8 protein-coding genes are annotated in these 14,327 nt (G+C 64.5%); 4 read left to right on the plus strand and 4 right to left on the minus strand.

Translation table 11 applies throughout. The features are described from left to right. Nucleotides 1–160 precede the first annotated feature (160 nt). The 4 genes from ACFW3L_RS17655 to ACFW3L_RS17670 are packed head-to-tail and all read left to right on the plus strand — an operon-like array spanning nucleotide 161 to nucleotide 5,821. Nucleotides 161–1,447, plus strand: a complete 1,287-nt coding sequence (locus ACFW3L_RS17655; protein ID WP_378741681.1) for a hypothetical protein — start codon at nucleotides 161–163, stop codon at nucleotides 1,445–1,447. Next, the gene (locus ACFW3L_RS17660; RefSeq protein WP_378741683.1) at nucleotides 1,444–2,016 is read left to right on the plus strand and encodes a hypothetical protein; all 573 of its coding nucleotides are present in this window, start codon (nucleotides 1,444–1,446) and stop codon (nucleotides 2,014–2,016) included. The genes ACFW3L_RS17655 and ACFW3L_RS17660 overlap by 4 nt, the downstream gene beginning before the upstream one ends. Then, entirely contained in the window at nucleotides 2,013–2,747 is a 735-nt protein-coding gene (locus ACFW3L_RS17665; protein ID WP_378741685.1) for a hypothetical protein, read from the plus strand. The genes ACFW3L_RS17660 and ACFW3L_RS17665 overlap by 4 nt, the downstream gene beginning before the upstream one ends. Continuing rightward, nucleotides 2,744–5,821: a hypothetical protein gene (locus ACFW3L_RS17670; RefSeq protein ID WP_378741687.1), complete on the plus strand. Its 3,078-nt coding sequence runs from the start codon at nucleotides 2,744–2,746 to the stop codon at nucleotides 5,819–5,821. The genes ACFW3L_RS17665 and ACFW3L_RS17670 overlap by 4 nt, the downstream gene beginning before the upstream one ends. Here the strand turns inward: ACFW3L_RS17670 and ACFW3L_RS17675 are convergent. The 4 genes from ACFW3L_RS17675 to ACFW3L_RS17690 all read right to left on the minus strand — a co-directional run bounded on the left by ACFW3L_RS17675 (nucleotide 5,795) and on the right by ACFW3L_RS17690 (nucleotide 14,187). Further along, the gene (locus ACFW3L_RS17675) at nucleotides 5,795–7,192 is read right to left on the minus strand and encodes a Wadjet anti-phage system protein JetD domain-containing protein (protein ID WP_378741690.1); all 1,398 of its coding nucleotides are present in this window, start codon (nucleotides 7,190–7,192) and stop codon (nucleotides 5,795–5,797) included. The genes ACFW3L_RS17670 and ACFW3L_RS17675 overlap by 27 nt on opposite strands. After that, nucleotides 7,185–9,116 (minus strand): UvrD-helicase domain-containing protein, encoded by a 1,932-nt coding sequence (locus ACFW3L_RS17680; protein ID WP_378741692.1) that lies wholly within the window; start codon nucleotides 9,114–9,116, stop codon nucleotides 7,185–7,187. The genes ACFW3L_RS17675 and ACFW3L_RS17680 overlap by 8 nt, the downstream gene beginning before the upstream one ends. Before the next feature lie 11 nt (nucleotides 9,117–9,127). After that, nucleotides 9,128–11,248, minus strand: coding sequence for an ATP-dependent endonuclease (locus tag ACFW3L_RS17685; RefSeq protein WP_378741694.1), 2,121 nt, complete (start codon nucleotides 11,246–11,248; stop codon nucleotides 9,128–9,130). A gap of 743 nt (nucleotides 11,249–11,991) precedes the next feature. Continuing rightward, nucleotides 11,992–14,187 (minus strand): tetratricopeptide repeat protein, encoded by a 2,196-nt coding sequence (locus ACFW3L_RS17690; protein ID WP_378741696.1) that lies wholly within the window; start codon nucleotides 14,185–14,187, stop codon nucleotides 11,992–11,994. Nucleotides 14,188–14,327: the final 140 nt, after the last annotated feature.

Below are 14,327 nucleotides of genomic sequence, written 5' to 3' on the forward strand. Positions count from 1 at the left end.
TGCAGGATCGACATCCACTCATTACCCTGTCCACGGTGTCTCAGGACGAATCTCTCGATTGTCCTGAAATGATCTTGTGACCTCTGGTTGACTGCCTCTCATCCCCTCGCTTCTCCCTCTCGGAGGCGATCCCACCCACGGACAGGGCAGTCCGCCAGTCATGCCATCAACAGATCCACCCCTGCCTGTGGGCAACCGCCCCCAGGGCCTGCTCGCCGCGCAGTTGAAGGCGCTCGCCGCACCGATCGCCAAGCACAGCGACTCGGTCATCGAGGACCCGCAGCTGCTGGACGTGGCCATGGCGGTCTTCCACGCCTACACCACCGGAACACCGAGGAGCGGGGGCTTCACCCGGGGCGAGCTTCGGGACGCCTGCGCCGGAGTGGCCGAGGTTCGAGACTTCGAGCAGCGCTTCAACACCTTTCTCGCCTCGAACATGCTGCTCCCCTCCTTTCCCCGACCCCACGAGCACCGGTACATCCTCGAACCCCTCAGCATGGTCTTCCTGCTGTTCCTCGAACGCGTCAGCCGCCAAGGCGGGATCACCGAGGTCCTGGTTCTTCTGGACAACACACGCTCCGCGATCGAGCGGGGCCAGGCCAGCAGGGCAGGCGTCCACCAAGCCCTGTTGCGCACCCGGCAGACGTTGATCGTCTTCACCGATCACCTGCGTTCGATGCTGCGGTCACGCCCGCTGAGAGAGCTCATCGTCGAGCAGGAGCGCTACCGCGACCCGGGGCTCGTGAAACAGGTCGGGGAGCTCCAGAAGCTGGTGGCCGCGCACTTCCAGGACCTGGAGCGTCCCGCACGGGAGGCGCTGGAAAGCGCCCAGGACTATGCCGCCGCGACGTCGGACTTCATCGATCGACTCATCGACGCCGGAGCTCTCAACCGGGGATTCGACCTCTTCCACCCGGAGCAGTACAGGGACGCGGCGAAGAAGCGGAGCATGAAAGAGCTGGCGGCCGTGTTCACCCACGTGGTCGTGGACCCGCCCGACCTCGGGAGCTCTCCCGCCGCACTCATCGAAGCGGTCGAGGAGCTCAGCCCCACGGGCCTGCCCCCAGGAGCCCCTCCCCCTCGGCCAGAGCGGAACGCTCCCCAGGACAACCCGCTGCAGGACATCGCCCGCAAGGAACAGGAACGCCGCCGCCACATGCTGGAACAGGCCGAACTGGTTCTCGGCGAACGCGACAGCGTCGACATCACCGACCTCCTGCGGGACCTCGGCTGGCCGGGAGGCATGCGGCTCCTGACCGACCTGATCAGCGTCTCCGGGCCGGACGCCCCCTACGAGGTCGAGATGACGGAGGGGTTCTTCGTCCACCCGGCCGAAAAAATGACCTACCTGTCCCAAGTGAAACTGCACCGCAACCCCAAGTGGGGGCCGGACGCCGCCGGGTACCACCCGCAGCACGACCCGGACGAGGGGAACGGCATCCCGTGACCGAGACCAAGAGCGTGACCGACCCCGGCCCTTTGGCCCTCGCCCGCATGCGCGCCCTGGGCGCCGCGCCGATCCGCTCCGACCTGCCTGATGCCGTCATCGTCGACGAAGCCCTCCGGGCGGGCCGGTCCGTCCTGGACGTCGTCCGGTGGGGCGAGCCCGCGCACATTCTGGGGTGGGTGGAGGGCCATGAACCCTCCCAGGAGGAAGGGACCGGGCTGCACCACCCGCAGCACCCCCAAAACGAGCTGGAGGTCTTCGCCACCTGCCTGGGTTGCTGCTGGCGTGAATTTCACGCGGAGCCCTGGCCCGGGGTTGCGTGTGAGCAGCGGGAGGTGCTGGAGGCCCTCGCCTGGGTGAAGGAGGATGACAGTCCCCGGGCCCTCGGTAGCTACCGGAGAGCCCTCGCACGACTGGACCGCTCCCTGTGGGTCGAGCTCTCGGGCACCGGAGTCCGGCTGGGGCCGCGCACCGCCACCTGGTCCCGCGGCCAGACCGCGGAACTGCGTGAAGTGTTCGACCTCCTCCCCCGGCTCCCCGAACACCAGCCCGGGGGGAAGCTCCGATGACCGAAACCACTTCGGGCGAGCGGTGGCCCGAACTGAACGATCTCACCCCGGAAGAGCAGAGCGAGGTACTGGACGCCATCGCGGCGGTGGAGTCGTCCCGTTCCCCGGTTCTCGCCGCGCACTTCCAGGCCCTCCTCGATCCTGAACTGCGCAATTGCGTCAAGAGGTGTCTCAGTGAGGCGGGGCGAGTCCTCATCGAGGTCGGCCCTGGATACACCTCCGGCTACGCCGACCACATCACGGACGCACTGGTGGCGGAGCGGTCCGGAGCCCTTCCCGCCGAGGAACGGGCGGTGCTCGCTTTGGTCCTGCTGCGCTGTGTGGCGATTCCGCAGGCAGAGGGCAGGGTTCGTCGGGAAAGCCTGCTGGATGCTCTTCCCGTGCGCCGAGACCTGATCGAGGAGTCCATGGTTCCGAAGGGGGTCGTGCGTGAGTCCCTGCGGCGCCTGGCAGCGCGCGGGCTGGTCTGCTTCAGCGGCCAAGGGGGCGGTCTGGTCGGGCCCGGACCACAGCTCAACCGGCTCACCGACGCCGCATCCCAACGTCTACGCGAGCAGATCACCCTGGTCACCACCACCGACGAAGGACTCACTGACAAGCTCCGCCAGCACCACCGGCGCGACCTCGCCTCGGTGAACCCCCGCCCCCACCTGTTGGCCCCGAGTGAAGACGCGAGTCCCCGCCCCACCACCCGCGACACCCACACAGAACCAGAAGAGGGCACACCATGAGCCTCCTGCCCGAACAGGCGACCGAGCACCTCCAGGACACCGGCAGCACAGGGCTGGTCGGGGCCCGGAAGCTGGTCGCGGTGCAGACCTTCGACATCGGCCGCCTCACCACCCACCCGGTTCCGATCGTCCCGTCGTCCTTCGTCGCCGTCTCCGGGGAAGGACCCAAGGGTGACTCCAACGGTTCCGGCAAGACCACCTTCCTCAGCGCGGTCTCCCTTCTTCTCGCGGACCCGCAGTGGCGCCTCAAACGCGATGGCGGGTTCGCCAGAGGACTGTTGTTCAGCCCGGAGTCCGCGGGCTCGGGAGAGGGCGGCGGAGCCCGACGCGGCTACATCGTGGGGGTGTTCTCCGATGAGGAGGGCAAGAACCTCCTGACGGTGTGGCTGCGCATCTCCAGCCAGACGCCCTACCTCCAGATGCGGTGGGTCAGGGACCTGCACGTGGCTGTCGCCGATACCGACCAGGAGCGTTCCGATCAGGCCGACGCACTGTGGGGACAGCTGCCCGCCAAGTCGAGTAACGGCGCCCAGAGCATGGGCGAGTTCCTGTACGGGGACGCCCCGCGCTGTCTGGCCTACCTGGACACCTCGATGCGGCCGATGGTGGCGTCCCTCCTATCCCAGCAGATGACCTCGATGGCCCCCGACGCCATCGGTGACGCGCTCATCGCCCTGACCGGTCAGTCCCGCCTGTTGGCCAAGGAACAGAAGGGCCGCGTCAAATACGACGAGGCGGCCCATGCCCTGCAAATTGAAGAGGTCAACGACCAGAACCGGCGCATCGCCGAGGCCGCACAGCTGGCAGCCATCGACCGCCGCGACCTCGCCCGGCGGGCGCTGACGACCGCGAACCGATCATGGGAGCTCCATCTGGCCGTCGGCCTCGGGGAGAGGGAGGAGGAGCTCACGGCGGCGGCAGCCGAACGCGAACAGGTCGAAGAGGACACGGCCCAGGCCAAGGAACGCAACCTCGAGGCCAAGGCACACCTGAATCGCCTGCGCGGGGACACCGGCTCGCAGAAGGCAGCCCGGGCTGCAAAGGAAGAGCGCGAACGCCTCGACCGTGCGAGGACGCGACAGACGGAGATCGTCGGGGAGCTCCACAGCGACGTGAAACAACTGACCGAAGAACGCAAAGGCCTACTCCGCCTGACCGATCGCTTCGATGGGGTCGACGTGGACCAGCGCCAGGCGGAGTTCGAACGGATGCGGGAGCGACTCGACTGCACCGTAATCCTTCACGGGCGTTCCGTAGCCCGGCGCGAGGAAGCTGAGCATCACCTGGAGCGGGTCGGTGCCGGTGAGGACGGCACCGCTGGTGAGGCCGTGCGAAGGCTGCACAAACTGGGGGTCCGAGCCAGGGGTCTGCTGGACTCCGTCGTGCTCGACCAAAGCGCACGCCCGGAGTGGGAGGCCCACCTGTGGCGCTTCCGGAACTCCGTCGCGGTGGCGGCAGAGGACGCGGAGTTCGCGCTGCGTTCGCTCCAGGACTTTCCAGGTGTGTCGATCATACGTGTGGACGGCTCCCCGGATGGTGCGGCCACCACGCTACTGGACGGGGTAACCGCTCCCCCGGCCTTCGGCGCGTTCCTGGAAGCGGTCCGTTCCCGGTACGTGTTCGCCAGCGGACCGGACCGCTCGCACGACGCCGACCTGGACGAATGGATGTTGTCCGGGTTCCCCGAGCCGCTGACGGGTCGCCAGGCCCGGATCTCCGTGGCCGAGTCGGAGCTGCGGGCCGCGGTACGGGCCGAAAAGGAAACGGGGCGGACGTTGGAGAACGCCCGGCGTGCCCTCCAACGCCAGCAGGAACTCCTGGACATCGCGACAGCGGCCGAGCGGCTGGAGGCCTGCCGGGAAGAGCTGCGGGTTGCCGAGGCCGAGCATGCTGAGGCTGTCACGGAGGCGGACCACCTCCAGACGCTCTGGACGGCAACGGATCGTCAGTACACGGAAGCCCGGATCGCGCTGGGCAACCACGAGCTCCTCGTCGCATCGGCTCAGCGGGAGCTACGGGCCGCGGAGGACGAGTTCGGCCGGCTCCGCCGTGATCTTCAGAGCGCCAACGAGAAGGTCGAGAGAGTCCAGCACGCGAAGTGGCTCCTCGCCTGGGGTGGTGACTCGGATTCCGCGAAGAAGCACATCGCCCGGGTCAAGGACCGTACCGAGCGTAGGCGCACGGCGCAGGACTGGTGGAACCACGCCTCCTCCTCCTTCCTGGAGGCGCTGACGGTGATCCGCCAGGACCGGGACACCTTTCCCCACACTCTGGTCAAGCTCATCGACTCCGCAGGGCGAAGCGTTCCCGCACCGGGCCAGGCCAGGGAAGCGCTCAGCACCGCTCTTCAACCGCTCGACGAGCTGTTGGAGGAGTGCGACATACAGGACTCGACCAACAAGACTCTCATCGCGACCGAACAGGAGGAGCGCGAACGCAACCTCACCACGGCTCGGCGGGAGGTGGACCGGCAGATCGAGTCGTTGGAGATCATCCGTGCCACCGTGGCCAGGTCCATCAAACTGATCCTGGCCAGGATCAGTCACCAGTTCGACGAGCTGGACCGGGAACGGGACGGCGGTTACGGCGCCCGCCTCGACTACGAGGTACTGGACCCCTCCGTGACCGGCTCCCGGTGGAAGGTGAACGTCGTCCCCCGGTGGCAGCGATCTCCGCAGGGGGCGTACGTCTCCTACCAGAAGATCGCGAACGGAGCACAGGTCAAGGTGTTCGCGATCCAGCTGGTGTTGGCCTCGCTCTTGGCCGACAGTGACGTACCCGGCCGGGTTCTGGTCCTGGACGAACTCGGCAACAGTCTGGGCGACGAGAACCGGCGAGACGTGTTGCGGGAGTTGCAGAAGGTCGCGGTCAAACAGCAGGTGACCATCCTCGGCACCTGTCAGGACAGTGTCATCCACGACGCTGTGCGGCACTGCGGCCAGGTCCTGTGGTTCAACCACGTGTCCAACAGCGAGGTCTACAACCGCCCCACCCGGTCGTGGGGGTCCGACGAAGACGGACGTCACGTCGAACATCTGGCCTTCTGGCTACGCTCCGGACGGGCTGTGGACTGAATCGAGCACCCCAACGAGCATGTCAGCCAGGCCCGGCAACACCTCTGTGTGCTGGGCCTCCTGTTCCACGCCCAACCCGGCCAGTTCCGGGTGGTCGGCGATGAGCGAGGCCACCGGCCGCAGGGCGTCCGGGGCCTGGTCAAGAAGTCCTGCCGCCTTCTTCGCGTCCTGCTCCCGCCGCTCCGGGGGCTGCGGGCGGTGCGGCCCTCGGAGCCAGGACTCCCCGGTCATCGCGACCGGGTACACATCCCGCTTCACCCGGTCGCGCAAGTTGGTGATGATCGCGATGCCGTGTGCGTCGAGGTCTCCCCACACCGCGATCGGCAAGGGCGCCAGCATCTTGAGGAACCCCACGAGTCCGTCGCTCGCGTACCCGGCTCCCCAGACACAGAGCCAGCCCTCAGTGATCGCCGGGATCTGGCAGGAGCGGTAGAAGGTGTCCTGGTTCTCCAGGACGAGAACACCACTGATCCCCTCCACCTGTTCCAGAGAACCGCTCCGGCGCACTCCGTTGGAGGGCAGTCCGGCCCAGGGTTCGGCTGTGACGGCGTCCACCGCCAGAGCGCCGTCCTTGTACCAGCGCAGGGGGCCCTTCACCCGGATCTCGTGGTCGGGGAAGTCGAACAAGTCGGAGATGTACTTTCCGAGCAGGTTCTCCACCGCGTGGACGCGAGCATCAGTCCAGCGTGCTTTCGTGCCGGCGGTGTGCGCGTGCGAACGGGAGGACACCTCACGCTGGGTGGGATGACGTTCGCCGCGATGCCTGTACCACCGGCACGCGACCCGAACCGCGAAATCGTAGGTGTCCCAATGCCCCGCCCTCGTCGCGGAGCCCCCGGGGGCTGCCCCGGCTTCGGAATTCAGCAACAGGTCGTGCTCCGTCTCGAGTTCGCTGATGCCCCGCATCAAGTCGAGGAGTCCTGTGCGAGCCTGCTCCGGGTTGACCCGGCCGAGGAGTTCCCGTCTTCGTTCATCGGCCCGCTCCGACCACAGCGGGGTCCGGATGATCTGGAGATACCTTTGGATCCGCAGGTCCCGCCTATTGACGTGGGCCTTCACCAAGACCGCGCCACAGCGGATCAGCTCATTGAGCACGTCGTTGGATCGGGAACCCCAGCGATCCTGGACGGTCTTCAGCTTGCGCGAGGGTTTCTCCAGCACCCACGCCAGGTCCCTGGGCTCAAGACCATCAGGGTTGGCAAATTCATCAGGAGGGTTCTCCGCGACCAGGAACACCGTGGAAAAGTCCAGCGTGCCGAACTTTTGAGGCGCTTCCTCAGCCTCCGGACAGCGGACCACGACCCGGACCCCGTCGGGCACCGGGCTGGCGATGAGGTCCTGTACATCGACCATGTGCTCTTCGTCAGGCACGAACGGGCTGCCCCTCCAGATCGTCGACCCCGTGCACCCTGTCGGCGGGGAAAGGACAGTCGGCATCTTCCCGGAGCCCCTGCAACGCGCCGTCCGGGTCGTCGGTGAAGAGCACCACCGCGAGCGACCGTGTGGCCCGAGAGCAACTGACGTAGAAGAGGCGGCGTGTGCGTTCCGGAGTATGGTCCTTTTCGGCCCGGATGTTGCTGATGTCAGAAGCACTCAGGTCCTCGAGGCCGAGGAGTTTCTCGTAGGAGTACTGGTTCCAGTTACTGCGGTCGTCCTCCAGCAGCACCAGGACCCGCTCGAACTCGGCGCCCTTGACTCCGTGCTGAGTCTGGTAGGGCAAGCGCCCCCGAACATAGTCGTAGTAGATCCGCACCTGTGCCGCGGGGCAGGCCAGGTAAGCGGCCATGGCCTTCTGAAGGACCTTCCGCTCGTCCTCACGGCTCTCCTCGGTCTGCTCTCCGCTGTCTTCCGCGGCCTCGCCTTCCTCCACCGGCAGCAGCTCCACGAACGAGAAGCCCTCATGCTTGAGGAGCTGTGCCTTCAACCTGGGGTCCAGCCGGATGAGTCCGGCCTTGAGAGCGTGCCGCAGCACGTCCGCGACCGTCTTAGTACTGTCCCTAGCGAGGATCTGGGCCAGGTGATCGCCATCGTCCTTCAGCTGCGGAAGCAGCTCCGCGGTGGCCTGACCGTCACGGAAGGAACCGAGCCGCGGGGAGAGCCTACGCAGCATTCCCAGAGCGGTGATCCCGTCCTTCTGTTCGATCGCCTCCACGAGCGGGACAAGCCGGTCAAGGAAGGGCCGAAGGCTCCAGTGTGCCCCTGTGGTGTACTCCTCCCGCAACTGTCTGGCATACCCCCGTCCAGTTTGGCGAAAGGCCTTGTCCACATCTGTGAAGCCCAGTCGACGAGCGGCCAACTGATGCTCCAGCACTAGGATCTTGAGGTTCCTCCCCTCTACTCCCTGGCTCCACAACAGGTCGTTCTGCCGAACCGCCAGGTGGTCCCGTACCCGGTCCAACCAGGAGTCACTGTCGCCTTCCGACGAGAGCACGAAGAGATCCGCGTCACCTGTCTTCGCTTCTTCCGCTCCCTCTAGTTTTCCCTGGACCTGAGTCAGGTCTCCGTCGTGTGGAGACATCCTTCTGATCTTGTTGATCACATCGAGAACCCGCTCGGGGCAGCGCCAGTTCTCCTTCTTACGGATGGTCGCCCAACTCTTGTCCGCTTCGATGAGACCGGCACCGGTCGGGAAGATCCGCTGCATCGGATCACCGAAGAAGCCGACGCAGAAATTTCCCCGTTCCTGTTTCTCGATGACCTGTAGGGCTTCGACCACCCGCGGGTCCGTGTCCTGACTCTCGTCGACCAAAACGTAGGGAAAGCGTTGGGCGACGATCGTGGCGAGGCGCTTCTCCTGCTTCATGAGCTCGGGAACCATACGCAGGACATCGTTGTGCCCGAGGCTCCCTTTCTTGTAGTTGCGACCGGATTGGTAGTCGAAGCGCAGGGCCGGATCTTCCAGGCCTTCCAGCGCCTCAACGTACCTCGCTCCCCTGGTTTCGTCACACTCCGCGATGAGACGGCGAATGTCCGCGCGCACCCATTCACGGATCATGTACTGGAAGGGTTGAACCACTTTCCAGAGGAAGCTGTGGATCGTGGAGACATGAAAAAGCGGGTTGGCGGCGAGCCGATCCTTGATCTCCTCCACCGCAACATTCGTGTACGTGATGCAGGCGACCTGGCGGCGCTGGCCCAGCAGGGCCGTTCCTTCAACTCGACCGATGTTCCGAAGGGCCTCCACCAACGATGTCGTCTTTCCCGAACCCGCTCCGGCGATCACGACGAACCCGCGCTTGGTGAAGGCTTCGAGGACCTCGCGGATCTGATCGTCCGCATCGGTCGGCTGGCGCACAGACGCAGAGCTCACAGGTCCGCCTCCCGGTCAAGCTCGTTGTTCAGCCAGCTCAGGCCCTCCTGGATGTAATGAGGGGTTTTCCAAGGCGATTCTTCGAAGAGATCAAAGAGAGTCAACGCAAGGTTGGTTTTTCCTTCTGGAGGATTGCGCACGAAATCGAATACTTCTTGCACCAGCTGCTTCGGAGAGATCTCCTCATCTGGCTCGAAGCCGATCTTCTTTCCGTATTCGCGCATCCACTCAATGTTCTCGAGAATCATGGCTTCCTCGAAAGTGCGACCTGCGGCCTGATGGGACTTTCCGCCCCAACTGATCTTTTGTCGGGTCTGATAGGCAACACGCACCAAGGAAGGGGCCACACCCTCCCTATTCTTGTCCTCTTTACCTTCCCGCTGGGTCTTCAGCAGCTCCTCGATGTCGTTTTTCCCCGGAATCCACTGAATGAGCGTCTGGTTGGAGGTCACCGCTCCGGGGGTGTCGACCGAACAGGCCTTCCTCCTCATCCCGCCCTCGGGCATCGCGACACTGTCGAGGTCGGTGATGACCAGTGCGGGCAGACCAAGGAACCGCACCAACGGCTTGAAACGAAGGGCATGGGATCCACCCACCTCGAGAAGGGAGATGTGCGAGCTCACCAGCTGTGGGAGCTTGCCCGGATCGGTATCGATCATCAACGGCAGCAGGACCCGCTCAGCGTCGCCCTCCACAAGGATCACCGCGTCAGCGAAGAAGAGATGGCAGTTGGTGAGCTTGAGGAAACGGCGCAGGAACCTGGGGTCGTCTGTCTCGAGTTTGGACAGATCCCTGACCTCGCAAGCAGGGGTACCGCCCGGTTCCGACAGGCGCCGGAAGTACCTGATCGGATCGAACGAGGTGTCGTAAATGATGTGGGGAGAGTGCGTGGTCACTACGAGTTGGGTGTGAAACACCTCAGACTCGTCCTCATCGACGAACTCCCGCGCGATCTTCAGGAACGCTTGTTGGAGTTGAGGATGCATGTGGGCCTCGGGCTCCTCGATCACCACGAGGTGGATGAGTGGCCGAACCCCCACACCCGCTGCCCATCGGCGGTGCATCTCGTGGATCTCGATGAGCATGAAGAGGAAGTTCTTGTAACCGAGACCGTTGAAGCGCTCGGGAAGCTGCCGCCGAGCGTCCTCCTCCCCCGGAGCGAACTGGTAGTACACCCAAGCGCTCTCAGCGAGCAGGGCATCACCGCTCTGCCGACTCCGTACGCTCAACCTCGGATTGCGGATCCCCGGTCCGGCGACTTTGTTCAGCCGGGCGAAGGTTGTGGCGAACTTTCCAACGAGATAGGACTCCGCCTGCTGCTCCGAAGCCTTCAGGGCCTGGTGTGCGGCGTGATCGATATCGTCCGAAGCAGAGTAGTCGAGGAACCGGCGAACATGCCGGGACAGATCCCGACCTTTGGACGTCTCGTCATCAGAGAGGAATCGCTGGGCATCGACCATGTCCACATGGATCAGGCTGTCAACAAATTCCCTGGCGGACGCCGAAGAATCAGCCAGCCTTCCAGTGGCGTCGTCCCCCTCACAGGCCGAGCCCTCCCGCTCGAACGAGTCGGGATCAAGCACGTGGTAGCGGAACTCGTAAGCGGAGTTCAACTCCCGATCCAGATAGTCACGCAGATCCTCCGGCCAGGGAGCGAAGATTGCCTTCTCGTTATCAGGCTGCTTTTCCCTGGCCTTCCGGGCGTTCTTCCGAGCAACCATAAACCGTTCAGCGAGATCTTCTCTCGGCGCGAACTCCAGCCGGAGCGCCACTCGACCGATGTCCTCGGACAGGTCGTGAAAGGACATCAACTCGACAACTCGATACCAGTCCTGCCTGTCGACCTCCAGCAGAAGGTCAAGGCGAATCTTCGGTAGCAACTCAGCTTCCTCCTGGCTGAGCTCTCTCACCCCCTGGAACTGTTCCCAGCATCCGGAGTTGAAGTCGTAGAACGTGAAGTCATTCTTCCGACGCTCGAAAAAGAAGCGGAAAACATGGGTCATCGATGTTTTCCCACTGTTGTTCGCTCCGACGAAAACCGTCGAATCGGGATCAAGGTTCACCTTGACCGAACGCAGCCTCCGGAAGTTTTCCACACGAACTGACTTGATTCGCATACGCACCCTTTATAAAACCCGAAGACAAGCGCGACAAGAAGCACAGCCACGAGATCGGGACACGAGAAGAAACGACCGCGGAGCCATCGGCAAGAATCGTACCCCACCCCTCATCGACACACGACCACTTCAGCGATTCTCGGAACCAAGATTTTGCAGGATCTCCGGTAAACCAAAGGAACACCCAAAGCGTCGACTCGAAGCGAATACTTACCACTATCGAAGCCGCCGCTCAAGCGATCGGAAGGATCAGGGAGCAGCCGATCAAAGCTTCCATGTCGGTCCGGGCGCTGAAGCGCGCTCTTTGGGTCAGGGCGGCATCCGCGCTGTGGCGCGCCCGACAGGAAAAAGTGAGGCAGCCCTCTCGGGTAGGTACGTGAACCTACCAAGCATCTCAGTGACGCGCTGCTGACTCCACTCCGATACCGTGGCCCCGCTTCTCAAGCAGGGATGGGTCCAGCTCCCAGGGGCTGAATCTTCCCTCAGGGGAGACCGGAGGAGGTCGTGCCTCTGCGTCTGGAGTTCGGCTTCTCCCTCGGCGGCGCCTGGATATCGACCAGGAACGCCACCACTTCATCTAGGAGGTCTCCTACGACGGCCCCGAGCCTTCGCCGAGCGCGACGGTAAGAGAGGGACTTCCCCAAGCGCGAGGCCATGGCCCGGCCCCCGAGGACTACCTGCTTTGCACCGAGACCCGCGAGCTCACCCGGGTCTGTTGACCCGGATATCCTCCTCACCCACCGCTAGCAGGTGCGCGCGACGCTCCTCCGAGGCCAGCGGGCCGCCCACAGGAGGGCATCGGCCCGCCGTTTGATCTCGGCCGCCGCATCGTGCCTGCCGGTCTGCTGGTAGAGCTGAGCCAAGTACGACATGACCTGACGGGCGTTTCTGACATCGCCCAGGTTTTCGAAGATCGCGAGCGCCTCACCCCAGGCGGCCTCGCTTTCGTGGAAGTGGCCCGGCTGGTAGAAGAGCGACCCTAGGCCCAGGTAGGCGCTTCCGAGAGTCATGGGGTCCCCTCCGTCCGCAGAGTTGTCGCGGGCCATGCTGAGATAGGCGAAGGCCTCAGCAGCGTTTCCCATGCTCAGGTAGACCCCGCCGAGGTTCAGGCAGGCGCGAGCGAGCGAGCGCACCTCCCTGCACTTGACATAGATGTCGACGGCGGAATGCAGACGAAACAACGACTCTTCCGAACGCCCAAGCTCATGCAGGGCGTTGGCGGCGTTGACATAGGACCTGGCTAGATTGACTTCGGCGCCTGCTCTTTCGAATATTCGAGCGGCTTCGTCATGGCAGACCAGAGCCTCCTCGGCTCTCCCGAGTCGGCGCAACAGCACCGCTCGAGTGTCAGCGGCGCTCGCGACCAACTCCGTGTCCCCGGCCAGAATGGCATGGTCGTGGGTAAAATCGCTCATACGCATGGCGCGTTCTAGATCCCCGGTGTGCCAGGCGTTGATTGCCAATAGCAGCGCGAGTCTGGCCATCTCTTGCTGGTCCCCGCCCTCCTCGGCTGCCTGGTAACCGATCCGGGCGATGTCGTCGAGTTGCGCATACCTCAGCCGACTGCGGAGAAAGCCGGTCAGGATCCTCGGCAGGTTGGCGGCGTGGACCAGCTCCCCGATTTCTTTCGCCCGGAGAACCGCTGCGGTCAGGACGTGCTGCTCACTCTCCAACCATCGCAGGGCCTGACCCATGTCCGGGAACCGTGACGTGTAGGGCACAGAGTCCCCCACCAGAAGACCGGTCGCGGCGTCCTCGGCCCTGTTCCTCAGGTAGGCGATCAATCGAACAAGGTCTCTCCGGTCTCCGGGGTGATTCCGGGGCTCCTCCGCCTTCTCCGATGCAAACTCCCGGGTGAGATCGTGCATCCGCCAACGTTCATCGCCGGAGGCATCCAATAAGCTCGCTCGAGCTAGAGTCGCCAGGATCCTGCGGGTCTGCGGCTCCATCATGTTGACTAACACCGCCGCGCTCCGTGTCGGCGCGTCCGGCCCCGGGGCGAGGGCCAGAGTTCGGAACAGACGAGCCTGTTGTTCGTCCAAGCGGCGATAGGACAGGTCGAACGCCAAACGGACTGCGTTCTCCTCCCTTTCGAGGCCGTCCAGTCTGCTCCCCTGGAGGTCGTCGGCCATGTTGGAGAGCCTCCGCAACGGTTCGTCGGCGAGGATCGCCGCGACGACACGTAGCGCCAGCGGCAGATGGCCACACAGGCGAGCGATCCGCTCAGCTTCCCGGGGTTCGGTGTCCGTCCGCTCGTCAACCATTCCCCTGGTATGCACGAGACCACGGCGCAACACCTCTACCGCGCATGCGGTGTCCAGCTCGGCCAAGTGGTGCACCCGCGCCCCGATGTCCAATCGATGACGGGAGGTCACCAGGAGGGCTGAGTTACCGTCGCCGGGTACCAGGGGGCTCACCTGTTCGACCGATGAGGCGTTGTCCACGATCACCAGAACTGCTCCGCCCCGGTCTGCCCGCCGTTGGAGCTCCGAGCGATACAGGGCCGTCTTGCCTTGCGTGCTGGGCGGGATGTTCTCCGCATCGATCCCCAGAGCACCCAGCCAGTCAAAGAGAACATCTCCGGGGTCTACACGCCGCTGGGGGTGGTAGCCGAACATGTCGTGGTGGAGAACCCCGGCAAACCAGCCGTACTCATCCAGGGCCTGAGCGGCCACCTGGCGAGCCATTTCGCTCTTGCCCACGCCGGGCATTCCCGACACCAGCACGATCCGGCGCTTTCCACGATCCGGGCTCAGGGCCTCCATCACTGCGGCCATGTCCATGCTACGTCCCGTGAACACCGACGATAGCGGGGGTAGCCCTCGTAACGCCTCGGGGCGCGGAGCTGCCGCGTGATACGTGAGGTTCTGTCCCTGGAGCACGGTGCCGTACACGTCACCGTGGACCCGGTTCTCCACGCCCAAGAGCTCGTTGGTCATAGGGGGTACCCCACTACAGCAGACGCCACTAGTCCTGGGAACCCTACGGGGCCGGAGAAACAGCAGCATCATCTGAGGTGCGTCAACCTATCCGAGACACTGCCGGAACAGCGAAACCGCGCGACGGCAGCACCCGCTCG

The organism is Nocardiopsis sp. NPDC058789 (assembly GCF_042745575.1).
In the GTDB taxonomy this organism is placed as follows: Bacteria; Actinomycetota; Actinomycetes; order Streptosporangiales; family Streptosporangiaceae; genus Nocardiopsis; species Nocardiopsis eucommiae.

Excerpts from the sequence above, each read along its gene's own strand:
- ACFW3L_RS17655 (WP_378741681.1), top strand. The coding sequence starts at position 161 with ATGCCATCAACAGATCCACCCCTGCCTGTGGGCAACCGCCCCCAGGGC.
- ACFW3L_RS17665 (WP_378741685.1), top strand. The coding sequence starts at position 2,013 with ATGACCGAAACCACTTCGGGCGAGCGGTGGCCCGAACTGAACGATCTC.
- ACFW3L_RS17670 (WP_378741687.1), top strand. The coding sequence starts at position 2,744 with ATGAGCCTCCTGCCCGAACAGGCGACCGAGCACCTCCAGGACACCGGC.
- ACFW3L_RS17685 (WP_378741694.1), bottom strand. The coding sequence starts at position 11,248 with ATGCGAATCAAGTCAGTTCGTGTGGAAAACTTCCGGAGGCTGCGTTCG.
- ACFW3L_RS17690 (WP_378741696.1), bottom strand. The coding sequence starts at position 14,187 with ATGACCAACGAGCTCTTGGGCGTGGAGAACCGGGTCCACGGTGACGTG.